21 protein-coding genes, 1 tRNA gene and 1 pseudogene are annotated in these 26,608 nt (G+C 58.9%); 13 read left to right on the top strand and 10 right to left on the bottom strand.

The window, feature by feature from the left end; genetic code table 11:
• Window positions 1-9 precede the first annotated feature (9 nt).
• The 3 genes from BN77_RS07800 to BN77_RS07790 form a co-directional block, all read right to left on the bottom strand.
• On the bottom strand, window positions 10-477 hold the full coding sequence (locus BN77_RS07800) for a DUF4174 domain-containing protein (protein WP_007530255.1): 468 nt from the start codon (window positions 475-477) through the stop codon (window positions 10-12).
• 63 nt (window positions 478-540) lie between these two features.
• Window positions 541-1,005 (bottom strand): hypothetical protein, encoded by a 465-nt coding sequence (locus tag BN77_RS07795; protein ID WP_007530253.1) that lies wholly within the window; start codon window positions 1,003-1,005, stop codon window positions 541-543.
• Window positions 1,006-1,241: 236 nt separating this feature from the next.
• Window positions 1,242-1,487: a helix-turn-helix domain-containing protein gene (locus tag BN77_RS07790; RefSeq protein WP_007530251.1), complete on the bottom strand. Its 246-nt coding sequence runs from the start codon at window positions 1,485-1,487 to the stop codon at window positions 1,242-1,244.
• Window positions 1,488-2,035: 548 nt separating this feature from the next.
• Between BN77_RS07790 and BN77_RS31960 the strand changes: the two are divergent.
• The 8 genes and pseudogenes from BN77_RS31960 to BN77_RS07750 all read left to right on the top strand — a co-directional run.
• Window positions 2,036-2,338: pseudogene (locus BN77_RS31960) on the top strand (polyphosphate kinase 2 family protein); the annotation flags it as partial.
• A 486-nt stretch (window positions 2,339-2,824) separates the two neighbouring features.
• Window positions 2,825-4,471: an arylsulfatase gene (locus tag BN77_RS07780; protein ID WP_007530247.1), complete on the top strand. Its 1,647-nt coding sequence runs from the start codon at window positions 2,825-2,827 to the stop codon at window positions 4,469-4,471.
• A 78-nt stretch (window positions 4,472-4,549) separates the two neighbouring features.
• Window positions 4,550-5,527, top strand: coding sequence for an AAA family ATPase (locus BN77_RS07775; RefSeq protein WP_007530245.1), 978 nt, complete (start codon window positions 4,550-4,552; stop codon window positions 5,525-5,527).
• A complete protein-coding gene (locus BN77_RS07770) occupies window positions 5,524-6,477 on the top strand; it encodes a DUF58 domain-containing protein (RefSeq protein ID WP_007530242.1) in 954 nt (317 codons plus the stop codon). The genes BN77_RS07775 and BN77_RS07770 overlap by 4 nt, the downstream gene beginning before the upstream one ends.
• On the top strand, window positions 6,477-6,998 hold the full coding sequence (locus BN77_RS07765) for a DUF4381 domain-containing protein (protein WP_040677639.1): 522 nt from the start codon (window positions 6,477-6,479) through the stop codon (window positions 6,996-6,998). The genes BN77_RS07770 and BN77_RS07765 overlap by 1 nt, the downstream gene beginning before the upstream one ends.
• Window positions 6,985-7,977, top strand: coding sequence for a vWA domain-containing protein (locus BN77_RS07760; protein ID WP_007530237.1), 993 nt, complete (start codon window positions 6,985-6,987; stop codon window positions 7,975-7,977). Before BN77_RS07765 ends, BN77_RS07760 begins: the two co-directional genes overlap by 14 nt.
• Window positions 7,974-9,482, top strand: coding sequence for a vWA domain-containing protein (locus BN77_RS07755; RefSeq protein WP_007530236.1), 1,509 nt, complete (start codon window positions 7,974-7,976; stop codon window positions 9,480-9,482). Before BN77_RS07760 ends, BN77_RS07755 begins: the two co-directional genes overlap by 4 nt.
• A 2-nt stretch (window positions 9,483-9,484) precedes the next feature.
• Window positions 9,485-10,744, top strand: coding sequence for a BatD family protein (locus tag BN77_RS07750; RefSeq protein WP_007530235.1), 1,260 nt, complete (start codon window positions 9,485-9,487; stop codon window positions 10,742-10,744).
• A 141-nt stretch (window positions 10,745-10,885) separates the two neighbouring features.
• Here BN77_RS07750 and BN77_RS07745 read toward each other — a convergent pair whose 3' ends face one another.
• The gene (locus tag BN77_RS07745; protein ID WP_007530234.1) at window positions 10,886-11,701 is read right to left on the bottom strand and encodes a hypothetical protein; all 816 of its coding nucleotides are present in this window, start codon (window positions 11,699-11,701) and stop codon (window positions 10,886-10,888) included.
• A 17-nt stretch (window positions 11,702-11,718) separates the two neighbouring features.
• On the opposite strand from BN77_RS07745, the gene BN77_RS07740 reads away from it, so the two are divergent.
• On the top strand, window positions 11,719-12,738 hold the full coding sequence (locus tag BN77_RS07740; protein WP_007530233.1) for a formylglycine-generating enzyme family protein: 1,020 nt from the start codon (window positions 11,719-11,721) through the stop codon (window positions 12,736-12,738).
• Window positions 12,713-13,729 carry an HAD family hydrolase gene (locus BN77_RS07735; protein WP_007530232.1) on the top strand — a complete coding sequence of 339 codons (1,017 nt, stop codon included), beginning with the start codon at window positions 12,713-12,715 and terminating at the stop codon, window positions 13,727-13,729. The genes BN77_RS07740 and BN77_RS07735 overlap by 26 nt, the downstream gene beginning before the upstream one ends.
• Window positions 13,730-13,770: 41 nt before the next feature.
• Here the strand turns inward: BN77_RS07735 and BN77_RS07730 are convergent, their stop codons facing one another.
• From BN77_RS07730 to BN77_RS07720, 3 genes are all read right to left on the bottom strand, one after another.
• Window positions 13,771-14,553 (bottom strand): outer membrane protein, encoded by a 783-nt coding sequence (locus BN77_RS07730; RefSeq protein ID WP_007530231.1) that lies wholly within the window; start codon window positions 14,551-14,553, stop codon window positions 13,771-13,773.
• Between the two features lie 324 nt (window positions 14,554-14,877).
• The gene (locus BN77_RS07725) at window positions 14,878-16,596 is read right to left on the bottom strand and encodes a tetratricopeptide repeat protein (RefSeq protein ID WP_007530229.1); all 1,719 of its coding nucleotides are present in this window, start codon (window positions 16,594-16,596) and stop codon (window positions 14,878-14,880) included.
• A gap of 112 nt (window positions 16,597-16,708) precedes the next feature.
• Entirely contained in the window at window positions 16,709-17,008 is a 300-nt protein-coding gene (locus BN77_RS07720) for a hypothetical protein (protein WP_007530228.1), read from the bottom strand.
• Between the two features lie 863 nt (window positions 17,009-17,871).
• Between BN77_RS07720 and BN77_RS31365 the strand changes: the two genes are divergently transcribed.
• Together BN77_RS31365 and BN77_RS35815 are read left to right on the top strand one after the other, a co-directional pair.
• Window positions 17,872-18,465 carry a response regulator gene (locus BN77_RS31365; RefSeq protein ID WP_007530224.1) on the top strand — a complete coding sequence of 198 codons (594 nt, stop codon included), beginning with the start codon at window positions 17,872-17,874 and terminating at the stop codon, window positions 18,463-18,465.
• 464 nt (window positions 18,466-18,929) lie between these two features.
• Entirely contained in the window at window positions 18,930-19,358 is a 429-nt protein-coding gene (locus BN77_RS35815; RefSeq protein WP_157224438.1) for an FRG domain-containing protein, read from the top strand.
• A 464-nt stretch (window positions 19,359-19,822) separates the two neighbouring features.
• Here BN77_RS35815 and BN77_RS07700 read toward each other — a convergent pair.
• Both BN77_RS07700 and BN77_RS07695 read right to left on the bottom strand, forming a co-directional pair.
• Window positions 19,823-19,899: transfer RNA gene (locus BN77_RS07700), tRNA-His, on the bottom strand.
• 127 nt (window positions 19,900-20,026) lie between these two features.
• Window positions 20,027-20,476 (bottom strand): phasin, encoded by a 450-nt coding sequence (locus tag BN77_RS07695; protein WP_007530213.1) that lies wholly within the window; start codon window positions 20,474-20,476, stop codon window positions 20,027-20,029.
• Window positions 20,477-20,690: 214 nt separating this feature from the next.
• On the opposite strand from BN77_RS07695, the gene BN77_RS07690 reads away from it, so the two are divergent.
• Window positions 20,691-24,398: a PAS domain-containing sensor histidine kinase gene (locus BN77_RS07690; RefSeq protein ID WP_040677633.1), complete on the top strand. Its 3,708-nt coding sequence runs from the start codon at window positions 20,691-20,693 to the stop codon at window positions 24,396-24,398.
• A gap of 223 nt (window positions 24,399-24,621) precedes the next feature.
• Here BN77_RS07690 and BN77_RS07685 read toward each other — a convergent pair whose 3' ends face one another.
• Entirely contained in the window at window positions 24,622-26,574 is a 1,953-nt protein-coding gene (locus tag BN77_RS07685) for an acetoacetate--CoA ligase (RefSeq protein WP_007530208.1), read from the bottom strand.
• Between the last annotated feature and the right edge of the window lie 34 nt (window positions 26,575-26,608).

The following is a 26,608-nucleotide window of genomic DNA, read 5'->3' as shown; positions in this document are numbered from 1 at the left end:
AACATCGGATTAGTCGCGCTTGCCGGACTCTTCGCACGTTTGCTGCTTATCCGAGGCAATCTCGGCTGCACGCACAGGCATACTGTCGATAATTGCAAGCAATTCGCCTCTTGAGATCGGTTCGCTGAGTTTTAGCTTGACCGTCCCATCCTTCCCGACGAGATAAGCCGCGAACTCGCCGGCAGTCGGGTCTCCCAGGTCATCGGCGATCGCAGCAGCCTCCAGGTTTTCACCGGCCCCGAACACCTCCCTGACATTGCCGCTAGCAATCTTGAGAATGACGATATCCCGATCCTGTAAGGCATCACGATCGGCAAGCAATTGGTTTTCTTGGCGAGCAGCGCGCGCGTTTTTCTTGTCGGCAAAGATGACAAACACACGATTGCGCCACTGGAATTGCTTCAGGCTCGCAACCGCGGAGTAGGCCTGATTGTCTTCGTCGACCTTGGTGGCACCGTATAGAAGCGTTTTCGACATGCATATTTCTCCCATCGACCGAACGTTCGAAGGAGCTGGACGGTTCCATGCGCCACGTGTCACTCAGCTGCGCCACGATTTCCGCAACTGCCACAAGGCACCCAACAGGACGAGCAGCAGCGGAAGGCTGCCGTAGGACAAGGAAACCTGCGCCAACTGATCGAGACGTTGAGGAGATGCATCAACTGCCGCCGCGTCGTCTCCAACGCTTGAGCCGAGACTATAAATCGCGCGCGATACCGCCGCGAAAGCGATGATCAACCCGGCGATATCGGCGAAGCGGGCGTGGACGCGCATGCCATGGACAATAACGGTCGCAAGGCCGCAGAGAAATGCAGCGGGCAGAAGATAGGCGGCCCCGCCCAGCAGTTGGATATCCCGCAGAACGAGCTCATTTGTCTCGCCAGGGAAGCTGATCTTCAGGATCGGCAGCAGGACTGCGAGAACGGAAAGGACAGCAAGTGCGCCGCGCTTCATAATTTCGTTCAAATCAAGTCGCGTGGTGCCAATGCGACGAACCCGACTCATTCCCCTCTCCCCGATACAGTACGCCACCGAAGCGCGCAGACGCTCGGCTCGTTCGAGGGACATTTGCTATGAAGTTGCTAACGCACCGCGCAATTGGTGACGGTAAAACTACCCTTCGCGCGAAAATCCCTTCAGCGGAAGGGCAAAGTTAAAAGAGAAATGAAGGAAGCCTTTTCAGACGGTTTGACGACGACAAGGCCAGGCGGGCAGTTGCCTGCCCGGCCCTGAAATCATCTTCACATCGGAACAAATGATGAGACCGGCACCTGCAATGCAGTGGCGATCCGCTTGAGCTTGGCGGGATCAGCATCCTCACCACTCTCGATTTCCTCAATCTCATTAACAACCAGGCCGCATGTTACTGCGAGGTCATCGACGCTATAGCCGACAGCCTCTCGAGCGGCACGTACAGCAGCGGCTACATTCACGGCCGAAACGGCGGTAGCCTTGGATGCATCCAGATTGCTGAGCGAAATGGACATTTACGTCTCCTTCTGAAATCACTCTGAATTAGCCCCCGGCGAGAAAATGGCACTCTCGATCACGATTTGCAATGCAGTATGGTTAATCCGTGATCGACGAAAGCCCAACGACGGGGGTTCGAAGAGGTTGGCAAAATCTGATTGCCCTTTGTAAGCAAAGCAGTTTTGCCGGCTCGCCGATGGCGCCGATAGAGGCGTCCATATTCGAAAAAAAACGTCTCACGCGCGGCGATTTGTCATCTATTTTCGGGTATTCGCATCGGTTTCGAAACGAATCACCGTGGCGGAAATCGGCGAGTGAGGCCGCCCTGCGGACAGCGGAGCCTCGGTCAGGACACGGGAAATCGCAGCAGGAGCCGAAACCAATCGCCTCTACAAGTGATCTACCCGATCCGGCGGATTATTTATTAGCAAAGAATGAACAAGGGGTGGCAAGAACGTGGCCAAACCACGTCGACATTGCGATATCGTATTTTACTATGTCTGATTCTTGGATAGCGCACGTATGGGGCGAGTAATTTATCAAATTCTATAAAAGAAGCCCGTTCCAGGTCGAGCAGTTCTTCTACGACGTACCGGAATTCGAGCGCATGCTCGTTCGTTCGGGCATCCGGTTCTTCAATACTTGTTCTCGGTCACGGACGAAGAGCAGCAGATGCGCTTCCCCGTGCGCATTGACGACCGCTGAAACAGTGGAAGCTCTCGCCAATGGACCTGCAATCACGCGTCCGCTGGGAAGGTTATGCCAAAGCGAAGGAAGAGACCTTTGCGCGCACATCATTCCGGAAGCTCCGTGGCATATCGTGGAAGGCAACGACAAGAAGCGGGCACGATACCGTCATCGATCTCACTAGGGTGAAGACGAACGACAGCCTTCATCAGGGCAATTTAGCGGGGAGCCCGGAAATCGTCCAACTCATCGGCCAGCGCCTGATAACGGCCCAGACGTGACAGCAATGTTACCTTAGGCGAAAGGCGTCAGGGCTGTGGGCGAAAGGCGTCACGGCTGTCGTCGGGGGAATCGTTCGAACAATCGGCACCCGTTCCGGGCGCACCCACAGCGGCGCCACTGACGGTCGTCAAGCAGCCGATGCAGATCCGTAAGAATCCAAAGCTTGACGCGACTTTCGATGACGATCCTCGACCCGAGCTGCTGACGAACTAGCGCGCGTTTACGGTCATTTACCCCCTGTTTACAGTTACGTACTTACGTTATCTCTCATAAAGAAGAAGTCTCTCCAGGCGCCGATAGACGACCATCCAGATCCGGCAGTTCAGCGCCGCTCGAAACGAAGGGAGACCGGAATGTCGAACGAGTACCCGAAGTGGAGGACGCAATGACGGCCTCCGTTCCCAACAAGCTTTTCTCCGCCGCCATCGCGGTCGCAATGACACTTTCGTCGTCGACCTTCCTCTCAGCCGCTCACGCCCAGCAGGCCGCGCCGGCGACGACTGCTCCCGCGACCGCCCCTCAGACGGGCAAGCCGAACATCCTGGTGATCTTCGGCGACGACATTGGCCAGACCAACATCAGCGCCTACAGCGACGGCCTGATGGGATACATGACGCCGAACATCGACCGCATTGCCAAGGAAGGCCTCCGGTTCACCGACTATTATGCCGAGAACTCCTGCACCGCCGGCAGGTCCACTTTCATCACCGGACAGGTCTGCCTAAGAACTGGTCTGTGTAAGGTGGGAGCGCCAGGTGCTCCGGTCGGCCTTCAACCGGGAGACATGACGATCGCTCAAGCGTTGAAGCCTCTCGGCTATGCGACGGGGCAATTCGGCAAGAACCACCTTGGCGACAAGGACGAATATCTTCCGACCCGACACGGTTTCGATGAGTTCTTCGGCAACCTATATCACCTGAATGCCGAGGAAGAGCCGGAAGCTCCGACCTGGCCAAAAAATGACGAAGCGTTCTTAAAGGCGTATTCGCCGCGCGGGGTCGTGAAGGCATCGGCTGACGGCAAGGTCGAGGATACGGGTCCCCTGACTAAGAAGCGGATGGAGACGGTCGACGACGAGACGACCGCGGCGGCGATCGACTTCATCGACCGACAGGTCAAGGCCGGAAAGCCATTCTTCACATGGATGAACACGACGCGCATGCACGCATTCACGCACGTTCGTGAATCCATGCGCGGTCAAAGCGGCATGGCTTACAACGAATATGCGGACGGCATGATCGAGCACGACGGTGACGTCGGCAAACTGCTGAAGAAGCTCGACGACCTTGGCATCGCCGACAATACGATCGTCGTCTATACGACCGACAATGGACCAAACCAATGGTCATGGCCGGACGCGGCGACCACGCCGTTCCGTTCTGAGAAGGATACAAACTGGGAAGGCGCGTTCCGTGTCCCGGCGATGGTTCGGTGGCCAGGGCACATCAAGCCAGACCAGGTAACCAACCAGATGTTTTCTGGTCTTGACTGGTTCCCGACGCTTCTTGCGGCCGCCGGCGATTCTGACGTGAAGAGCAAGCTACTGCAAGGATGGCGTCCCGAGGGAAGCGCGACAAGCTTCAAGAACCACCTGGACGGCTATAACCAGCTCGACTTCCTGACCGGAAAGTCCGACAAGAGTGCGCGAAATGCGTTCTACTACTTCGACGACGACGGCAACCTTGTCGCCACCCGGTACGACGAGTGGAAGGTCGTGTTCCACGAGCAGCCGGCCCCCGGCGGTTTCGCCGTCTGGCAGACACCACTCACGACGTGGCGTGTACCAAAGCTGTTCAACCTCCGCATGGACCCCTACGAGAGAGCCGACATCGTCTCGGACCAGTACAACGACTGGCTCGTGCGAAACGACTTCCTCCTGGTTCGGAACCAGTTGAAGGCGGCCGAGCTGCTCGAAAGCTTCGTCCAGTATCCGCCTAGCCAGCGCAACGCGAGCTTCAACCTCGAAGGCGTCCGCGCTCAGGTGGACAAGGCGATCGACGAGTCTTTCAGGGCTCGCGGCATCGAGAAGTAGGAACGAAGAAGGCGAAGAGGGCCCGACCTTGGCGGGCCTTCACATGCCTGCACGAATTATCTGGCGGCGGTATTCGCGATGACGGCACGCAACGAAATTTTATCCCTTGGCAACCGCATAGGCCAATCGATCATCGGCCAGGACGTTATGGTCGAGCGGCTGCTCCTCGGGCTCCTCGCCAACGGTCACCTGCTTGTCGAAGGGCTCCCAGGGCTCGCAAAGGCGCGGGCGATAAAAAGCTTGGCCAAGCACCTCAGTTCCGACCTTTCCCGCGTGCAGTTCACACCGGACCTGCTTCCAGCCGACATCACTGGATCCGAGATCTATTTCTCCGAGGGCGGCAAGGGCGAGTTCAAGTTCCAGCAAGGACCGATCTTCGCCAACCTGATCCTCGCCGACGAGATCAATCGCGCGCCGGCCAAGGTGCAGTCAGCGCTGCTGGAGGCCATGGAGGAGCGGCAGGTCACCGTTGGCGGCAAGAGCTATCCCCTGCCCGATCTGTTCATGGTCATGGCAACGCAGAATCCGATCGAGCAGGAAGGGACCTACCCGTTGCCTGAAGCCCAGCTCGACCGCTTCCTGATGCATGTGGAGGTCGGTTATCCTGACGAAGAATCGGAAGCCGCCATCATGCGCCTCAATCGCGACGAAGAGAACGCCGCGCACGGAGATAGCCCTCATAGGGCACAGGAGCGGCTCGATCCTGAGGCCGTATTCGGCGCCCGCAAGGAGATCGGCAAGGTCACTGTTTCAGAACCCGTCGAAAAATACATCGTCGCTCTGGTGTTTGCGACACGGTATCCGGATCGCTACGACAAGGATCTCGGGAAGCTGGTGCAGGTGGGCGTCAGCCCTCGCGGTGTGATCGGCCTAGACAAGGTCTCGCGATCCTACGCGTGGCTCAGGGGTCGCGACTACGTAACCCCGGATGATGTGAAGGCGGTCGTCAACGACGTCTTCCGCCACCGCCTTATTCTCTCCTATGACGCTCATGCGTCCAACACGAGCGCCGATCAGGTGATCGATCGGATCACAGAACTCGTGGCTGTCTCATGAAAACGGGATGGCGAGAAAGCGACGGCATCCATGTGACGACCGACCAGCTCGTCGCTCTCGAAGCTCGCGCCCGCGATCTTTCCTTTGTTCAGAAGGCGCGCAGCCATCGCCAGCTTGCGGGGCGGATACAATCGTCGCTGCGCGGTCGCGGGCTGATCTTCGAGGAACTGCGTGAATATCTGCCGGGCGACGACATCCGCTCCATCGACTGGCGCGTGATGGCGCGGACCGGCAAGCCGGTTGTCCGCGTCTATGACGAGGAAAAGGAAAGGCCGGCACTTCTGCTAGTCGACCAACGAGTCAATATGTTTTTCGGCAGCCGCCGGGCCATGAAGTCGGTAGCGGCCGCCGAGGCCGCCATTCTTTGCGCGTGGCGCATCTTCGGCTCGGGCGATCGCGTCGGCGGCTTTATCTTTGGCGACGATGGCATTGATGAGGTTCGGCCCCACCGCAGCCGAAAGGCGGTGATTGCGCTCGCCGACCGTATTGCCGATAAGAACGCGAGGCTGTCTGCCTCCTATTCTGGATCGACATCGCCTCAAGCGCTCAACGAGGCCCTTCGGCGCACCTTTGCCTTCGCCCATCACGATCATCTCATAATCCTGATCAGCGATCTGAATGGTCACGACGACGCTACGCGGAACCTGCTCCTAAACCTCTCGCAGAGCAATGACGTGATTTGCCTTCTTGTCTACGACCCCTTCCTGTTGGAATTGCCCGAGGTCGGCGAGATCGTCGTGAGTGGCGGCAACCTGCAGGCCGAGCTGACGCTAGGAGAACGATCAGTACGTGATGCCGTCGACAGTTTCGCAAGAGAAAGGGGACGGGAATTGCGCAGATGGCAGCGCGAGCTAGGGCTGCCGATGCTGCCATTGTCGGCCGCAGAAGAGACCCCGCCCCAGCTTCGCCGCCTACTGGAACAATCGGCGTGGCGGCAACGGAGGCGATGATGGAGAAAGCGCCCGCACTCGACCCGACTACAGAAACAGCACTACGGTCGATGCACGACATCGTAGTTCCGGCACCCGTTTCTTGGTTGCCACAGACTTGGGGATGGGGCCTCCTCGGAAGCGTTGCGGTAGCACTTCTTCTCGTGTGGGGCTTCATCGCACTAGGTCGTTATCGACGAAACGCCTACCGCCGTGAAGCGCTGCAGTTGCTGGATGCCATCCGGGATGATATCCGCTCGCCCGCGACCAGAAAGGACGGCATTCATCGACTGTCGGAGCTTATGAAACGGACGGCGCTAGCAGCCTGGCCGCGCCTTACGGTCGCGTGCCTGACTGGGAGCGATTGGAACAAATTTCTCAAAGCGACGTCGGAGGAGGCGCCGGGCCGGGCGCTCGAAAAGCTGTTCGACGATTTCGAGTACCGCGCAGAAGCAAGCATTGATCTGTTACCTGCGAACATCGGTGACGACCTGGTTGCCGACGCTCGCCGCTGGATCGTGAGGCACCATGTACCGGCTTGACCTGCCATGGCTGCTTCTCCTGCTGCCGCTCCCACTTCTCGTCTGGTGGCTGCTTCCGGCACGACGGGAAACTTCGGCCTCGATCCGGCTGCCTTTCTTCGCCGAGGTAGCGCACGCTGCCGGAGTACAGCCGTCCGAAGGTTCGGTCGTAACCCGCCGCTCCTGGCAGCAGACGATAGCCGAAGGGACCGCCTGGTGTCTGTTCGTGCTCGCGCTGGCACGGCCGCAATTCGTGGAGCCGCCCATCGAAAAGCAAGAGCCGCAACGAGATATCCTGGTCGCACTCGACCTCTCCCAGTCGATGGAGACGAAGGATTTTCGTGCGCCCGATGGCACGGCTCGGGCCCGCGTCGGCGCCGTTCGCAGCGTCGTGTCCGACTTTGTGACGAAGCGAACGGGGGACCGAATCGGTCTGATCGCTTTCGGAGACGCGCCCTACCCGCTCGCGCCCTTCACGATGGATCATGCTCTCGTCGAGACGATGATCAGCGGCCTTCTGCCAGGATTAGCCGGGCCACGAACGTCGCTTGGAGATTCCCTCGGGCTCGCCATAAGGATGTTCGACAAGACGACCGTGCCGGAAAAAGTCATGATCGTGCTTACTGACGGCAACGACACGGCGAGCAAGATGCCTCCGCTCAAGGCGGCGGAGATCGCGAAGGACAAGAAGATCGTCATCCACACCGTCGGCATCGGCGACCCGTCCGCGACAGGCGAAGAAAAGCTCGACACGACGACTCTGCAAAAGATCTCGTCTGAAACCGGTGGTCGCTATTTCTTCGGAGGCGATCAATCTGAACTCGCCGCGATCTACGATGTGCTCGACCAGATTACGCCAGAAGATCAGAAGGAGCTTTCCTGGCGGCCCCGCATCGAGCTCTTTCACTGGCCGCTTGCCGCCGCCATCGTCGTTTTGGCAGGATGGTATGGTTTCGAGGGATTGGTCGGCTTGATCCGTCGCCGGAGGATCGCGGTATGATCGCGGACTTTCACTTTCTTCGGCCATGGTGGCTGTTAGCGCTTCTGCTGCCTCCCGTTCTCGTCTGGATGGCCTCGCGCGCCGGCGACGTCCGCGACCGCTGGAAAAGGGTGATCGCCCCGCACCTGCTTGATAGCCTCGTCATCGAACCAGACGGGGGAAACCGACTTGCGCCTGCATGGGTGCTGGCTGTCGTGCTGGCGCTCGCGATCGTGGGCGTGGCGGGGCCGACCTGGCGGCGAGAGCCTCCGCCCTTCGTCTCCGACACTGCCTCGCTCGTCATCGCGGTCGACCTCTCGCCGACGATGGACGCAAAGGACATCAGTCCGAGCCGGATCGAGCGCGTGAAACTCAAAATTCACGACATCCTGGCCGCCCGCAAGGGCGCCCGAACCGCGGCGGTTGCCTATGCAGGCACCGCCCATCTGGTCGTGCCGCTCACCGACGACGCAGACCTTATCCAATCCTACACCGATGCGCTGTCGACCCGTCTCATGCCCAAGCCCGGAAAGGACACCACCGAGGCGCTGCGCCTGGCGGAACGGCTTCTGCAACCGGATGACGGATCAGGAACGGTGCTGCTTCTGACGGACGGGATAGAAAGCGAGGCCCTTGAGGGTGCCAAAGCGGTCGAGGGTGGTCTGGTCGTGCTTGGCGTGGGTACGCCTGAAGGCGGGGCGGTCGAAGGCGGAGGCGTGGCGAAGCTCGACCTCGCGGCGCTGAAGGCGTTCGGTAGCGATGCCCGGGCCTCGGTCGCCACGATTACGGACGACGACGCCGACGTGCGATGGATCGTTCAGAAGGTTGCAACGAACTTCAAGCGGCAGACTGCGTCGACAGGCGACCGATGGCGCGACGTGGGCTGGTGGCTGCTGATACCAGTCGCCCTCTTCTTCGTGCTTTCCTTCCGCCGGGGGTGGGTAACCCGTCTGGCCGTCGTGATGCTGGCCTTCAGGTTGCTCGTCCCCGAGGCCGCGCGAGCCGGCACGTTCGAAGACATGTGGCTGACGCCCGATCAGCAGGGAAGGCTCGCATTCGAACGGGGGGATTTCGATGCCGCCGCGGCGCAGTTCCAGGATCCCATGTGGAAAGGGACTTCGCTATACAAGGCTGGCAAGTTCAAGGAAGCTGCCGAGGCTTTCGCGCTGGTGGACACCGCGGAGGCATGGTTCGACAAAGGAAATTCGTCGCTTCATCTGGGCGACTTCGAGGAAGGCGTCGCAGCCTACCAGAAGGCGCTGGAGAAGCGTCGAGGCTGGACGGAGGCCGAGGCAAATCTTGCGCTCGCCAAGCGGCTTTTAAAAGAGCAGCAGGACAACGCGGAGCCGGATCAACCCAATCTGAAACCGGACAGCGTGCAGTTCGACGACAAGGGAAAGAAGGGAAAGGCCGGCACCGTCGACATGGCCGAGGAGACTTCAGAAATGTGGATCAAGAACATCCAGGCGACCCCGGCCGATCTCATGGCCCGCAAATTCGCCATCGAGGCCGAGCAGGAGAAGTAGCCGTGAGGAGGATCGTTGCTCGTCTGTTTACGATGCTGCTAGCGATAATCGGATTTCCCGCTCTTGCCGCCGAACCGTTCGCGCGAAGCGCCATTGATGCTGGCGAAACAATCATGCCGGGTGAGCAGATCCGGTTGACAGTGGATGTCTTCGCGCCGGGCTTTTTCACTTCGCCGCCGGACCTCCCGCTCTTCGATATTCCCGACGCACTCGTCACGTTGCCCCAGGAGCGCGCGCAAAATCTCGTGAAGACAGTGGATGGGGTTCAGTACTCGGGCATCCGGAAGCACTATGCCATTGTCCCGGAGAAGGCTGGATCGTTTGCGGTCCCACCCGTCACCATCGAGTTCGCCTATTCTGTCGATGGGAAGCCGATAGAGGCGTCGGTAAGTACGGAAGCCTCGATCTTCGAGGTTGCGGCCGCGGCAAATTCTTCGACCCTGTTCGCCGCTCACGACGTGCGCATCTCTCAATCCTTCAACGGCAATCCAGCGAACCTGAAAGTGGGCGACGCTGTCGTCCGGACGATCGTCATCACGGCGAAGGAGACGCAATCCATGCTTCTTCCGCCTGTAGACGTGGGGATCGCGGCGGGTCTCAAGCAATATACGCGCCCACCGATGCTCGAGGATGGCGTCTCCGCGGGCCGCGGCGAGATCGAGAGCAGACGAACGGAGACCATCTCCTATGTTGCGGACGCGGAGGGCCATTTCAGCCTGCCCGCAGTTCGTTACACGTGGTTCGACCTGGATTCATCGGGACAGACTTCCGCGGATCTGCCGGCGGTCAAGGTCTCCGTCGCAGCAGCTCCCGCCCGCAACGGAATCGCGCCTGAACCCGAGAGGCCCGCGTTCGAGCATCGGCGCGAGGTGATGCTATGGATCCTCGTAGCACTGGTGGCAGCGGGCTGCTTCTGGTCGGCTCGACTGCTGCCACGTGTTCTTCGGCGTCTGCGATCGCATATCGAAAACTCGAAATGGTATCGTCTCCGCGTGCTGCGCGGGACGATCCTGACCGCAGAACTTCCGCAGGTTTACGCAGCTTTGCAGAAATGGGCGGCGTCCGATGGCTACCGCACGCTTTCAGATCATGTGGCAGGCCTGCCGGATCTCGCGAGAGAGGTTTTGGAGCTTGAGCGGACCCTCTATTCAGGAGGAAAGGGCGACTTCGACCGCCGCAGGGCTGCGCGCGCGCTCGGAAGGACGGCGTCGAAAGCGTCGGGAGTCGCCTCGGCCCTACCCCCGCTCAACCCTGTCCGATGACCTCGTTACGTCACTTCCGGCGGAAACAAGGTGGAATTTACTGCTACGTACTTTCGTCTCCATATTTCACGGGCGATGGCTCGCCCTCTGAAGAGAGGGGAAAATGGAACTTGCATTCGATGAATCAGATGCACCGGCTCGCTATTTCGGAAACAGGAACGTCATGCCCAAGCGGAACGCCCAGCCTTCGGCACCGTTATCGGGCGCGTCGGCCCAGTAGCGAACACCGGCGAAAAGGCTGACGGGCTGCTCGCCGAATTTTAAAAGCTTCGAAGCCTGCAGATTGATCGGCACGGACCACTGGTTGGCCTCCCAGTCATAGGTGCTTTCCGTGTTGAGCATGAAGGTCCAGGCATCTTTGGTGGTATAGGAGAGGAATGGCTGCAGGAAAGTCGAGCTTACATCGGCTCTATCGCTCTGACCCGCAAAGGACCAGATGTGATTGGCAAGAATCCCGTAGGTCCACGGGCCGTCCTGCTTCAGCAGCACGGCAGTTGGCCCCGCTCCCCATTTGCCGCTCCCCAGCAATTCGTCCGTGGCCGTCGGAATAAGAAAGACCGGGCCGGCGCCCCAGATCAGTCCATCAGGTCCGGGCTGCTTAGGAGAAAAGAAGAAGCTCTGCGTGATATCGCCGATGCCGAACTGGCGGCCGGAAGAGCCCGCAATGTCGTCCTGCCAGATCACCGGCAGAATGGTGCGCGAGATGACATTCCAGTCTTCGTTGATGGAGAACGGAATGACGGGCTGGATATTGAGGGTCTCGCGATCGCCGTTCTCAGGGCCGAAGCCACGGTCGTAGTTAAACTGAAAGGGGACGCTGATCAGCGAGGCAACCGGATTGTTGAGCTTCTTGGCAAGATCGGTATTGGACTCCTGCGCGGCAGCCGCGTCGATTATGCCGAAGAATCCCGGCAAAAGCGCCAGCAGGCGAGACGCAAACCTGATGCAACCCATCATGCCCTCCGGAGGTAACGATGGCACTGGCATTCGATGACGAGCAGGCCTCGCACGCAGCACGCGAAGGTATGATCTGGATTCCCGGCCGGACCTTTACCATGGGATCGAACGATCATTATCCGGAGGAGGCGCCCGCCCATCCCGTGAAGGTCGATGGCTTCTGGATCGACGAAATCCCAGTCACAAACCGCAAGTTCACGGAATTCGTCAAGGCGACCGGTTATGTCACCTTCGCCGAAACAAGGCCCGATCCCAAGGATTATCCCGGCGCCAAACCCGAGATGCTGCGTGCGGGATCGCTGCTCTTCTTCCAGCCGAAGACCGTCAGCGGAGCTGATATCACGCAATGGTGGACGTTCAAATTCGGTGCGAATTGGCGCCGGCCCCTTGGCGGCACGAGCGATCTGCGCGGCAAGCTCGACCATCCTGTGGTACATGTGGCCTGGTGCGATGCGAAGGCCTATGCAGATTGGGCCGGTCTCGAACTGCCCACGGAAGCTGAATGGGAGCTTGCGGCGCGCGGCGGCCTCGAAGACGCCGAATTTGCCTGGGGTGATGAACTGATGCCCGCCGGCACTCTCATGGCCAATATCTGGCAGGGAACCTTCCCCGTGACATCCACGAAGCCGAAAGGCCATGAACGGACATCTCCCGTCCGCAGCTTTCCGCCGAATGGCTATGGCCTCTACGACATGATCGGCAATATCTGGGAATGGACCACGGACTACTGGTCCGATCGCCATCCCGAACCGTCAGCAAAAGCGTGCTGCATTCCGAACAATCCGCGCGGTGGAGGCATGGAGGCGAGCTACGATCCGCGCCAGCCCAATATCCGCATTCCGCGCCGTGTGCTGAAGGGCGGCTCGCATCTTTGCGCACCGAATTACTGCCGGCGCTATCGCCCGGCCGCCCGCCATGCCGAGCCGGAGGATACCTCGACCAGCCATCTTGGTTTCCGCTGCATCAAAAGAATGCCCGCTTCCCGGGCGCCTGCGTCTTCGGAGAATGTCCATGAGAAGGTCCACGCAAGCCATTGATGCCAGCCTTGCCTCCCTCTTCGTCGCTCTCGTCCTTCTGATCGCGGCGGCATGGAGCCCGGTCCTCGCGCAGGAACCGTTGCCTTCGTGGAAAGATACGCCCGCCAAAACCCGTATCATGAGTTTCGTCAAGGCAACCATCACCGAAGGTGGCGAAGGCTATGTCGCGCCCGCAAACCGCATCGCCGTCTTCGACAATGACGGTACACTGTGGTCCGAGCAGCCCTATTACGTCCAGCTTGGTTTTGTGCTCGATCGGGTAAAGGCGCTCGCACCGCAGCATCCCGAATGGAAAACCAGGGATCCCTTCAATAGCATCCTCGGCGGTGACCTGAAAAGCATCGCGAAGGGTGGCGAAAAGGGGATGGTAGACATCGTGATGGCGACTCATGCCGACATGACCACTGACGAATTCAACAGGCTCGTCACCGGCTGGTTCGCGGCATCAACACATCCCAAGACCGGCAAGCTTTATACCGACATGACCTATCTGCCGATGCGTGAACTGCTGGACTATTTGCGCGCCAACGATTTCCGGACCTATATCGTCTCCGGCGGCGGCGTCGAGTTCATGCGTCCGGTCACCGAACAGCTTTATGGCATTCCGCCCGAACAGGTCGTCGGTAGCACGATTGCTACCCAATTTGATCTCGTCGGCGATGTGCCGGTTTTGAAACGCCTGCCGAAGATCGATTTCATCGATGACGGTCCCGGGAAGCCCGTCGGCATCAACAAGTTCATTGGCCAGCGGCCGATCTTCGTGGCCGGCAATTCGGATGGCGACTACGAAATGATGCGCTGGACGACATCAGGGAAAGGCCCCGGCTTCGCCATGCTAGTCCACCACACGGATGCCGATCGTGAATATGCCTATGATCGGGAATCGGCCTTCGGAAAGCTGGACAAAGCCCTGGAGGAGGCCGAGCGCCGGAACTGGCTAGTCGTCGACATGAAAAACGACTGGAGAAAGATCTTCACCTTCGAGCAATAAGAAGGCGCTCGCGAGATTGCCCCCGAGCGCCTTGCACAATCTCAGAAATGGAAAACCACACCCAGAATGGGTCCATGTTCGACGATGTCGTTGGTCAAGGTGTCGTTGCTGTAGTTCACGCCGAGGGCACGGTAACCGGCCATCGCAGAAATGGCGTCGTTCCATTTATAGCCGATACCCGCCATCACATCCCAGTCGAGATCGGCACCACCGGCGCCGATCAGCCCCCACGCGGTCAAATAGATAGTGGGCGTGATCGAATATACACCTCGGACACCAGCCATGGCATCCACCCAGGTCGCATCGTCCTTGGCTGAAGCACCACCAAGTGGACCGCCGGAAAACGAGATCGTCGTTTCCGTATACCAGATTTTCACGCCGCCGATGACATCGAGCCGCCCCCGAGGATCTTCGAGAACCGCGTAACCTGCGCCGATCAGCGCAGCGAAAGTCTCCTGCTTCAGATCGACCTCATCGGCCAGGACTCCGCGCGGCGTGGCGGCGTCTGTCGTTATTCGAGAATAGGTGATATCAGTCACGACGCTGAAACGGTCATACCGGGCGTCACCTGCTACCATGAAGGCAAAATCGAGGTCGGAGAGAATGTCACTGAAACTCTCGTCGACATGAACTTCCGGAAGACCGAAGACCGCCGTATCGCCGGTGATGCCTGCAATCCAGAAATAGGGAGAAACTGAAAAAGTCCATTTGTCGGGATTGGCGGGCTGTGGCTGTGGAGCGAGAACGGGAGCAATGTCGGCAGCTTGAGAAATGACCGGACCGGCCAGAATGGCCGCGGAAAGCAACAGCATGGTGGTTCGCATCAACAATCCCTCTGCTCACCCACAAATTTCATGAGCCCTGCCGCAATAGGATACATCTGCGGCCCCAAGCGAAAGTACGTTACGGTAAACCGCAATGTAAACGCCTCCGTAAACGAACTTATCGCCGACGGAATCCACCCCCACCATGGGAGCCGCCAATACGGGCACCGCTGAACTCATGCGCTCTGAAGCCGCCGCGGCGGAACTGGCCGCCATGGAACTGTCTGATGTCGCGGCTTCCGAAATCATGACCAAGCTCGCGCATATTCCCCGTCTGCCTGCCCGCCCTGCCGAACAAGTACGTTACTGTAAACGCAATCCTATTTACGGGCTGACGGCACTGGTAACATCACTGAACGCAAACACAGCTCCGGCTTTGGCGAGACCTGCCTCAATCTCGGCAGAAAGCACGGGCTGGAAACCCCTTGCCTCCAGCTTCTGCCGCAGGGTGCGTTCGAAATCCGGATCCCTACCTCTGACATCGGCAAGCCGCTCCTTGGCTTGATCGGAGCCGAGCTGGCCGAGCGCAGCCACCCGCAAAGCGCGCACAACGAAATCGGTGCAGTTCACTTGCTCGGCAAGCAGCGAGGCTTCCGACCAATCGCCCCGGCGATAGGCATCGAGTGCAAGAACAAGCATGGCATCGCGCGGAACGATGTCGACGGCGCGGGCCGCATCCTGCGCCATGGCGACGCCGGCATCAAAGTAGCCGGCCGAAAATAACACGGAGGAAAGCTTTGCTACTGCATCCGGATTGTTGGGATTGATTGAGATCGCCCGGTTTCCGGCCTGCAGCGCGGCATCGACACGCCCATCGGCAAACTGCGTCATCATCAGCGCCACATAAGCGCGATCCGACATGGGCGCGATCGAAACCGCACGATTTGCCAAATCAAGTGCGCGGGCGCGCACCGTTGCGTCTCCGGCCGCCCCTTCGGGGGCGATGAGAACGCGCGCAAGCAGCGCGTCGGCATCGGAATAATTCGGATAGGCGGCAAGCGTCCGCTCGAGGCAGGAACGCACTGCTGCCATATTGTCCGAGCCGCCATCGTCAAGCTGATATTCCGCCCGTAGCACACAGGCGTTTCCGATCGCCTCGACACTATTGGCATGCGTCTCGATATTGTTGATTGCACCGCGAGTCGCAGCAAAACGCCGGGCCAACACATCCGCGATCTCCTGGCGGACGGCCGCTGGGCTCTTGCCGTCGATGGAGATTGTCTCAAGCCCCGATTTCAGCAGGTCGCCAGACTGGCGGTCGACGATCTGCCACCAGACGCTGCGGGCATCCCCGTCGCCGTAATATTTCATGTCGATTTCATAGGCTCGACCGGCGGCCTTTTGGGCTCGCACACCTGCATAACCAGCCTTTTCCACCGTCAGCGTCTGGAACTGCGTCAGCGCCGTCAGCAACATGTCGCGCGTCTGGCTGGCCTCACCTTGCATCCGGGCGTCAACTGCATCCATGGAAAGGCCGACCGAGGGGCGGACCGTCAGGGTCGGCTTTGAAGCATAGATCACGACGCAAGCTGCGATCGCCGCGCAAAGCAGCAGCGCCATTCCCGCATGGATCATCAGGGGGCGGCCGGAAGGCGAAACAGCAGCACGGCCCTCCGCAGCCGGGTCAACAGGGGCGTTATCCGGCAGCGCCACATCTTCTTCGTCATGCTCGTAAGGTACGCGCGAACGAAGAAAAAGTGTCACGTAAGTGCCTTTCGGGATGTGAATCGTCACATGGCGCTCGGCCCCAAAGGCTTGGTAAAAGTTCTCGACGGACGAACGCAGCCGGCTAACCTCAATGCGCACGATCGGATCATTCGATGCATCGAAATTGCTTGCCCGCCCCAGAACGTCAAGCGCAATGGAATAGGCTTTGGCCCCCTCCTCGCGGCCGGAGAAACGCCTTTCCGCGAGGTATCTCAGGATCGCTCGCTGTCGTTCCGTAGCATGGAACCTAGGATCCGACAGAATTCGTTCGACTTCTGCCCTGGCCTCCACCAACGATACTTCGCAGGTCCTTGTGTCGTGTACTTCAGCACTCATGACCGCTCCCGGCTAAAGTATAGCAGGGACTTTTATCGCCGAGACGGCAATAAGTTGCAACGGAAAACGCTAACAAAACCAATGGGCGATCGGTTTTAACGCAGTCGGCCCTTCAACCCGACACGTTAGAGCTGTGCTCCAAAACATACTGGATGATATCGGATTCGATTTCGGCACAGATGGTCTCATATTCCACGACCATCGAACGATGCTCAACCCCGGGCTGTCGCATCAGGCGCTCGAGGGCAAGGCACGCTTCCTCGTAGGCCTCGAAGAGATCGCCAAGAGAGCGGGATTTCAATGCGAGGATCTGCAATCTGCCCCGCATCGCGGGCAATTTGAGCATGAGCCGCCACAGCCCACGCTGTGCGGTTTCCGTCTCGTTCCGTTTGCCGCCTCCTTCCTTACCCATGGGAGTTCGGGCCTCCTGCTCATCCCGCCTACTATGAAGTGACAAGTGCAAGATGGAAGTACGTTACGGTAAATTCACCCCCATTTACGCCTCTTCCCCGGACGCTACGCCCGAGTTTACAGTAAAGGAACTCCCATAAACGCATCGGCTGTGCTCATCCTTCCGATGTGGAATGGAGACATATGAATGACCACGCTGGCAGTATTTCTTCATTTCGCGAGCCGACATGGCGGTTGCTATGGCCGATGCTCCAAGCGTCTTCTAGGAGAAAGTCCCGGCCTGCGTCCCACTCACCCAAAGAATCACCAGAAAGTTGTAGACGCAATAGAAATACCCACCGGTAGCGTGTAATCGGAAGTACGTTGCGGTAAATTTGCAGGTAAATTTCGGGAAATGGCGCTCATCAAACGCATTCAAATTCGCTTTGAGAGCTTCGCGTCGTCGTACTTCCCATGATCGGTCTCTTAAATGGGCTGCTCCTGCAATGGCTTGCCAAGCCCGGATCGGACGTCACAGCGGTTTGACCGACGCAGAGGCGGCGAGCACTGCAGTGGCGGCTTGATTCTTTCATGAACCATACTGTGAAATTTGGATCATCGTGCTCGACGCCCGCAAATCTCGCCTGGTCAACGGGGCCGCGGGCGGAAGGCGATTGCTGAGTTTCGCGGCGCCTTTAATTTGACAGGTACGTGAAAGTTATACCCATCCCGAGTGACGGACCGCGGCCTGAAGATCCCCTTTTTAGGTCTTCGGACGAAATGTGAAAGCATATTTGTCTTCCCACGGATTAGGCGTACTCTAATTGGCGTCGGCCCCGCTTGAGAGATACTTCGTGCTCTTGCCGATGATTGGAGGGTACGGTCATGCTTCCATCTCTGTCGTCACTTGATGATCGCGAGATCAAGGCCATTCTCAAGGCCGTCCGCAAATGGTGCTCAGCCAATGGTGTTGACATCAACAGCACCGAAGGCCGCCGTGCCATGACGATAGCGATTGATCACGTTCAGCAAACAGGTTCCTCTGATAACATCGGGGAAATTTTTAGCCGCCCGAGTCCCGACCAAACCGGCAACTCCGCTCGAACACGCGCTCCCCGCATTCTGATCGCGGAGGACGAGTACCTTCTTGCTCACGAATTAGCAGTAGCATTAGAGGATCGGGGCGCCATCGTAGTAGGGCCGAGCGCGTCGGAGAAAGACGCTATGGCTAATGTTGAGGCAAGAGCACCAACGCAAGCCGTTGTTGATATCAATCTCGGTCTCGGCCCCTCGTTTACCCTGTCGCGTTTCCTTGCCAAGCGCGGCATACCCTTCGTGTTCATGACTGGATATGACAGGGACATCGTTCCACCAGAGTTTTCAGACGTTCCTTTTCATAAAAAGCCACTGGATATCGAAAGCTTTGCGGAAGACCTTATTGCCCGCAGCGAATATCTTAGTGGCTCGACCGCTTCATGATCGGGTCGAATGGAGAGGCCCCTCAATCCTTTTTTTTCCGAAACTGCCAGCCTGAGCTGACGTTCAAGCCCGCCTCGAGATTACCTGCCCACTCGTCCCTGAACGGGACCTTGTGTCCGCCTCTCGTTATCACCCGAAAATTGTCGCCCGACTTGTGGATCGCCAGTCGGTAATCGTCCCATTTGACCTCAAATAGCCATTCAGGCCCTTTAGGCCGCTTGGCCTTAAAGAGAGCGAGCGCAGGCTCGATCCTGTCTGGCATAGGGTCGAAAGGAAGTGCGGCTGCTCCGAATCCCGGAGCCGACCGGGTCTACGCCGCAATGGCGGATCGGTCTTCCGGAGGAGCGCGGCTTGGTCGGACGCTTTACATTTGGGAGCGCTGGAGCGCCGCAACGACAGCGATGCGAACCGTACGGCCGTCCGGCAGGAATTCACCACCAACAAAGTGAAGAAGAAGCTACAGGATGCCGGTACGAAGATCGCAAGAGCCTAGCAGCTCATCGGGCCCATCCCAACGAAATGCGGTCCACTCCTGCGACAGGCCGAGAACGGACCTGTCGTCTGAACTGCTCTGCTACGCGAGGCATCACGGTTTCCCAACCCCTCTTTTGGATTGGAGCCATTCTTCTACGTGGCTGCATTCTTCGCGTACTCAACAGCGGATCGAGATACTAATCCTGCGATCTGGGCATTTAAAGAGTGGGACGGGCATTATCGCACACAAGACTTCGGCGATCCGTTCATCACGACACTCGGGTCCTATGTCGAGACGCATCCACGGCATTATAGTCAGCAGAGCATCTATACCGTCTGCATCTCACCGGCCGAGGACACCTACTTTTTCTCTCCGCATCCCAAAGCGATCGAGATCAACCCAGCGGATCACCGCATGAGAAGTTCGTCCTCGACGCCCGGGATCGGCAGACCGCGATGAAAGATCTGCACTCAATGAACATCACGGACTATTCTCTTTACGGAAGTGAAGAAGCACTAATGCGCATGCTGGCTTACCAGGAGATCGTCTTGAACCGATAGCCATCCGGTTTGCATGCGCGCTCGAATCTTGCAGGAGCCTGGGCGACGATCTCCATGGGAGATTGCGGGATTTCGGGTCGCTCCTGATCAGCTTGCCGCATCATTCAAGCCCGAGGCTCCCTGCTCCTTGATGACCCTATCAGAGTCTCAGTTCAAAATCGGGTGACTGTGGCTTCGCGGATGCTGTTCGAAAATGCGTACCAAGTTTTGAACTTAGAAGCGCTTGGGTTCACCAATGACGGTCTGGCGGGCTTATGAGGGCAATTTCGAGGATCTCAGCATCCTATAATATTCGTAAGCTGCTGATTTTGTTGAAGAAGAATGGTACGGTTGAGTGGGGTCGAACCACTGACCTCAGGTGCCACAAACCTGCGCTCTAACCAACTGAGCTACAACCGCACAAATCGCGTCTGACGCGACGGGGGTCACATACGAGGACTTGGAAATTAATTCAAGTCCTATCTCTTCCCAATATACAAAAAGGCCGGACATATGGTCCAGCCCCTTCGCGTGTGGTGTCGAAAAATCAGGCCGCCTTGAAGGAGGCAATGACCTTTTCAGCAGCTTCCTTGGAAGGCTTGGCAAGTTTTTCGGCAACCTGCTTGGAGGTTTCCTGCATGGTCTTGGCCTGCTCAATCGTCAGCTCGACCTGCTTGCGCAGGAACGTGGCCTGGAGTTCGACAATTTCAGCGACAGACTTGACTGCAAGCAGCGCTTCCATATGGGTCAGCGAGTTTTCAGCGTTCGTGCGCAGCGCGTCGATCGCCTTGTGGCCGATTTCGACGGCGCCGGCCTGAGCCGTCTGAACCGTCGCTTCAAGCGTTTTGCTTGCTTCCTCGCCAGCGGTCTTCATCTTTGCGTAGGCTTCGCGCGACTGCTGCGCGCCCTTTTCCGCGAAGTCGCGGAAGGATTCGGTGAACTTGGAAGGATCAAATGACGACATTGAAAAAACGTCGTCCATCTTTATGTTAGCCATTGGTTTGCGCTCCTTTTGTCTCGGCATGCGTGATGGCCTCGTAGGTTAGTTGTCCGTTATATAGCGCAGATTTTTGTGCATTGCAACATACTTGTGCGACGCACAACGCGTTAACCTTTCCAGCCGAAAGCCGGGCTCTGTTCTGGACCGCGTTCAGGGCTATCGTTATTAATGGATTATTAATTTGACGATGACCGAAGCCGAAGGTTCGATCATGCCCGCAGTGCAGTATCCGTTCATCGACATCGCCGTGCATCCCCGGGTGCGAGAGCGCTTTTCACGTGGCGAAGCGATGGTTCTGTTGTCGGCGGACCTTAGCCGCGCGCTCTGGGCAAATGGGGCTGGCGCCGAGCTCTTCGGGCAATCGGCGGTTTACGATCTGCTGGACCAGGGCATTGATGGGGCGGACATCACCTTTCGCCAGCTGGAGGCCACAGCGCGCCAGCTGCTGAATGTCGGTGACAGGCGGAACTTCATGATCCGCATTGCCAGGGGCTTCCAGCGCGTTCCCGTCCAGGCAACAGTGGAACTGATCCGGCTTGTGTCGGGGGAACTCGCCGTTCTTCTGTCGCTGCCGGTTGCGACCAACGCCCTGTCGATTAAGGCGTCCGCCGAACAGATGCTCAGGGGTCTCGATGATCCCGACACGCATATGGCTGTGATTGGCGCTGGCGGCGAGATCATTGCCGCCTCGCCCGGCTTCGCGTCGCTGGGTGTCACCCAACAGACTGCCAAAGCCATGACGACGCTTGCCGGCGAGCATGCCGATCGGCTGGTGAAGCGTCCCGTCGCCACGGACAAAGGCTTCCTTCCAGCGGCCGTCGGGCGCCTCAGTGACGAGCCGGTACTCAACCTCCTTTTCGCCGTTGAAACTGTCATCGGGCGCCTCGACCCGATCGACCCGCCGGCGCCTGCTCACGACTTATCCACAGGCGGCGTTAACCATAACGAGCCTCCGGAGGCGGCAAGCTTCATCGATGCGATCAATGCCATTGCCGGCATCGAAGACATAGAAGAGCATCCCCAAGACGGCATCCATGAGAGCCTTGAGGGCAATAGCGCCGAAGCGATGACTGCGGAAGCAGCCACTGTCGCCGAAGAGGCGTTGGAGGCGGAGCCGATCCCTGAAGAGGCCCGCCTGGAAAACGACTTGCTGCCGATCGCGAGTGATGAGGCTGTTGAACATCCCTCGCCGGTCAAAGATCCCACCGCAAGCGAGACCAGGCCGGAAAGCCTGGCGGACGAACCCGCTGCGGCCGCTCCAGACGACGAAGAAGCCGTGGTCGCCGAGGACGAGGAAAGTCAGGCCAACCCACCGGCACTCGAAACCGTCATAGCACCCGATGACGATGCCAGCGTCACCGCTGAGACAGAGCAGTCAAAGCCGGAGACGGTCGCCAAGGCAGGTGCGTTCGTTTTCAATCCGAACAGTCGCGCGACCCGTTTTGTCTGGAAGATCGACGCGGCAGGACGGTTCAGCGAAGTATCGAGTGAGTTTGCCGAGGCCGTCGGGCCGCATGCGGCTGACATCATCGGCACGCCGTTCAGCGATATTTCGGCGCTCTTCAACCTCGATCCGGAAGGCAAGATCAGCGAAGCCCTGGCACGCCGCGACACCTGGTCGGGCAAGACGATCAACTGGCCGATCGAGGGAACGAGTCTGGCAGTGCCGGTCGACCTCGCCGCTCTGCCTACTTATACGCGAAGCCGTGAATTCGACGGTTTTCGCGGATTCGGCGTCGTGCGCCTGTCCGATGCAGCGGAAGACCCTCTGGCACTTGGACTGACCCTCGGCCCGAACATCGTCATCGATGACTCGGCTGTCCACGACCAACCGGTCGAGGCCGACGAAAAGGGCATGTCGGCCAGCGACGCGACGATGGAGGAGACGATCTCTCCCTCCGAGCCGATTGCGCAGGGGACTCCACCTGCCGACGTTCAAGAGGCGACGAAGGAGCCTTTAACCGATCGGCCCCCGGAGCCGCCGGCGTTGCGGATCGTCGAAAATCCGAGCCGCCGCCTGACCGACAAGATCGTGCAATTGCATGGCGCTGGACCACAGCTCACGTCCGCCGAGCAGGCAAACTTTCGCGAAATCGCCAAGCGGCTCGAAGCCTTCGGAGTCCGCGAACCGGAGGCGCGGGACGACGAGTCTGTGGCGGACGAAACCAAAAGACATGATATCTCGGCAGCAGAAGCAGCCAAAATCAACACGCAGGGCGATGAAGCGCCCGTACCACAGGACGATACGATCGGCGCTTCGCCTCAACAGGAAAGGGTTGATGAGGCGCCGGCTGCAGCCGACAGAGCCGAGACGGCGGATGCCATCGACGACGACGTGACCGAAGGGCTGGAGGAAACCGTCAGCCAAATGGACATGCTGGCGAGCTTCATTCCTCCTCGCGCAAAGATGGGCGCCGGGCTGTCGGCCGCGGCCATCGACCAGTTGCCCGTCGCCGTCCTCGTGCACGCCGGTGACCAGTTGATTCACGCCAACCCGGAGTTCATGCGGCTGACCGGCTACAAGACGCTAGAGGCGCTCAGCGAAGTTGGTGGCCTCGATGCGCTGCTACAGCGCTCGGAGCTAGAAGCGGGCGCCGGCCGCTCCGGCACGATGATGCTGGTAACGGCCGACGATAGTCTCGTTCCGATCACGGCACGGCTGCAATCCATTCGCTGGGAGGAAAGCAGTGCCTTGATGTTGGCCCTGATGCCGGCAGCCGGGGATGCCGCAGTTCCGGCACGACCTGCACCGCCGGCCGAGCCTCGTTCCTTCGAAAGGATGCTGGAGAAGGTCGCCAAGCTGCAGGTGGAAGTCGAAGAATTGCGTTCGATCCTGGAAACCGCAACGGACGGCGTAGTGGTGATCGGCGCTGAGGGCGACATCCGCTCGATGAACCGTTCGGCGAGTGCCCTGTTCAATTACGATGAGGACGAGACCCGCGGGAAGCCCTTTGTCATGCTTTTCGCGCATGAGAGCCAAAAGGCTGTCCTTGATTACCTCGGCGGCCTCTCGGGTCACGGGGTTGCAAGCGTTCTCAACGATGGCCGTGAGGTTATCGGACGCGAAGCCGGTGGCGGCTTTGTGCCACTGTTCATGACGATGGGACTGCTCACCTCCTCCAGCGGCTATTGCGCAGTCATTCGCGACATCACCCAGTGGAAACGTACCGAGGACGAACTGCGCAGCGCCAAGAGCGCGGCGGAGACAGCCAACGCACACAAGACAGATTTCCTCGCGCGGGTCAGCCACGAGATCCGTACGCCGCTCAATGCAATCATCGGCTTTTCGGACATGATGGCGACCGAGCGCTTCGGTCCCATCGGGCATCCGCGCTATGTCGAATACGCCAACGACATCGGTCGCTCCGGCCGTCATGTCCTCGATATCGTCAACGACTTGCTTGACATTTCGAAGATCGAAGCCGGCGAAATGGAGCTGGATTTCGGGGCCATCGATCTCAACGAGGCAGTTTCCGAAGCGGTTGCGCTGCTGCAGCCGCAGGCAAATAGTCAGCGTGTGATCATCCGCACCGCCCTTTCCCAGGCGGTACCCGACGTAGTTGCCGACCTTCGTTCGATCAAGCAGATCGCGCTCAACATTCTCTCAAACTCGATACGGTTCACGCCAGCAGGTGGACAGATCGTCGTCTCCACGTCCTACGAGGCAAATGGCAGCGTCGTCTTGCGGGTGCGCGATACCGGCGTCGGCATGACCCGGAGCGAACTCGAGCAAGCCATGAAGCCCTTCCGCCAGGTTTCCGCACAGTCGCGCCACCGTGGCGACGGTACGGGGCTCGGCCTGCCACTGACGAAGGCGATGGTGGACGCCAACCGGGCGATTTTCGCGATCAGTTCTGCACCCAACGAAGGCACACTCGTCGAGATCGCTTTCCCCTCGCAGCGAGTACTGGCAGGCTGAACGAAAAAAGGCAGCCAGAAGGCTGCCTGAGAGTTCGGGTGCTGTTCAACAAGGGCTTAGTCAAGCTAACATCATGTCTTGGGAACCGACGGCTCCAGCTGCCTCGTTCATATGCAGCCCCAAGTTGGATTCACTTTTGACCAACGTTTCTTAACGAAAGGTTGCCGCAGCCTCCAAATCTTTCAAAGGTGAAAGCTTGTAGTCGGCCGGCCTTCTCGGTCTATCAGACACGCAGTTCCTCAAGTCCGGCAAAAAGCTCCAGCGCCTCCGGGTTAGCCAGCGCCTCCTTGTTCTTGACGGGCCGGCCATGCACGATCTCGCGCACCGCAAGTTCAACGATCTTCCCGGACTTGGTGCGAGGAATATCGCTGACGGCGATGATCTTTGCTGGTACGTGGCGTGGCGAGGCACCAGTGCGGATGCGGTTTTTGATTGCCTTCACCAACTCGTCGGAAAGGGTCGCGCCGGGCGCCAGACGGACGAACAGGACCACGCGAACGTCGTCATCCCATTCCTGGCCTATGCAGAGCGCCTCCGCGATTTCGTCCATCTGTTCGACCTGATTGTAGATCTCGGCGGTACCGATGCGGACACCACCTGGATTGAGGGTGGCGTCAGATCGCCCGTGAATAATAATGCCCTCGTGCTCAGTCCACTCTGCGAAATCGCCATGGCACCACACGTTGTCGAAACGCTCGAAGTAGGCTGCCCTGTATTTGGCACCATCGGAATCGTTCCAGAACATCACAGGCATTGATGGAAAGGCCTTTGTGCAGACGAGCTCACCCTTTTCCTGGTGAACCGGCCGACCCTCGTCGTCCCACACGTCGATGGCGAGGCCGAGACCCGGCCCCTGGATTTCGCCACGCCATACTGGCTGCAAGGGATTGCCGAGTACGAAGCAGGAAACAATGTCGGTGCCCCCGGAAATGGAGGCGAGTTGCACGTCTTCCTTGATCCCTTCGTAGACAAAGGAGAAGCCTTCGGGCGACAACGGTGATCCGGTCGATGTCATCAGCCGAAGACTGGAGAGACCATGGCTCTTGCGCGGGGTCAGCCCGCTCTTGCGCACCGCGTCGATATATTTCGCCGACGTGCCAAAGACGGCAAACTTCTCCGCCGCCGCAAAATCAAAAAGCACGGTACCGTCGGGCGCGAAAGGCGAGCCGTCGAAAAGGCAAAGTGTTGCGCCGGCCGCCAAGCCGCTCACCAGCCAGTTCCACATCATCCAGCCGCATGTGGTGAAATAGAAAAGCTTCTCTCCTGGCTGAATTCCGCAATGCAGTCGGTGCTCCTTGAGATGCTGTAGCAATGTGCCGCCGGCGGAATGCACGATGCACTTCGGAACGCCGGTCGTTCCCGACGAGAAGAGGATGTAGAGCGGGTGCGAGAACGGCAAGCGGGCGAATTCGATGGGACGGGCCTCAAACGGCGCGATGAAGTCGTCCAGCGACTTGGCGGCGAATGTCTCGTTGACGACCGCAGCGGCATCGCCGGCATAGTGAATGACGAGGCATGGCGCTTCGAGCTGCTTGGTCACGGTCGCCACCTTGGCCTTCACGTCCTGCAGCTTGCCACCATACCAATAGGCATCGCAGGCTATGAAGAGCTTCGGTCCGATCTGACCAAAACGATCAAGGACGCCCTTCTCCCCGAAGTCAGGCGAACATGACGACCAGATCGCGCCGATTGACGCGGCCGCCAGCATACACGCCACCGTTTCTGGCATGTTCGGCATCATCGCCGCAATCCTGTCTCCTGAACCTATTCCCATCGCCTTGAACGCTTGCTGCAACCTCGACACGAGGCTACGCAGACGATCCCAACTCCAGCGATCAGCAGCTTTGTCTTCCCCTCGAAAGATCAACGCGTCACCCGCGCCTTCCGCAGAAAGCAGATTCTCGGCAAAATTCAGCGTCGCATCGGGAAAGAAGCGCGCGCCGAGCATGGTGTCGCCGTCGAGCAGCGTGCGACTTCCGCGCTCGCCCTTGACGCCGCAGAATTCCCAGACCGAGGTCCAAAAACGCTCCCTGTCGGCGACGGAAAAAGCGTGCAAGTCGTGGTAGCTTGCCAGGGACAGATCGAAGTCGCGGTTGCACTGCTGCATGAAGGCGTACATCGGGCTCGCTTCAACCGATGCTCGCGAAGGCACCCAGAGTGGCTTATCGTCGCGCATTCAACACTTCTCCTATTTGATTGCCTATATACCA

It is taken from the genome of Rhizobium mesoamericanum STM3625 (assembly GCF_000312665.1).
Lineage (GTDB): Bacteria > Pseudomonadota > Alphaproteobacteria > Rhizobiales > Rhizobiaceae > Rhizobium > Rhizobium mesoamericanum.
Note: the sequence above shows the minus strand (reverse complement) of the source record. Positions and strands in the feature narration are given on the sequence as shown.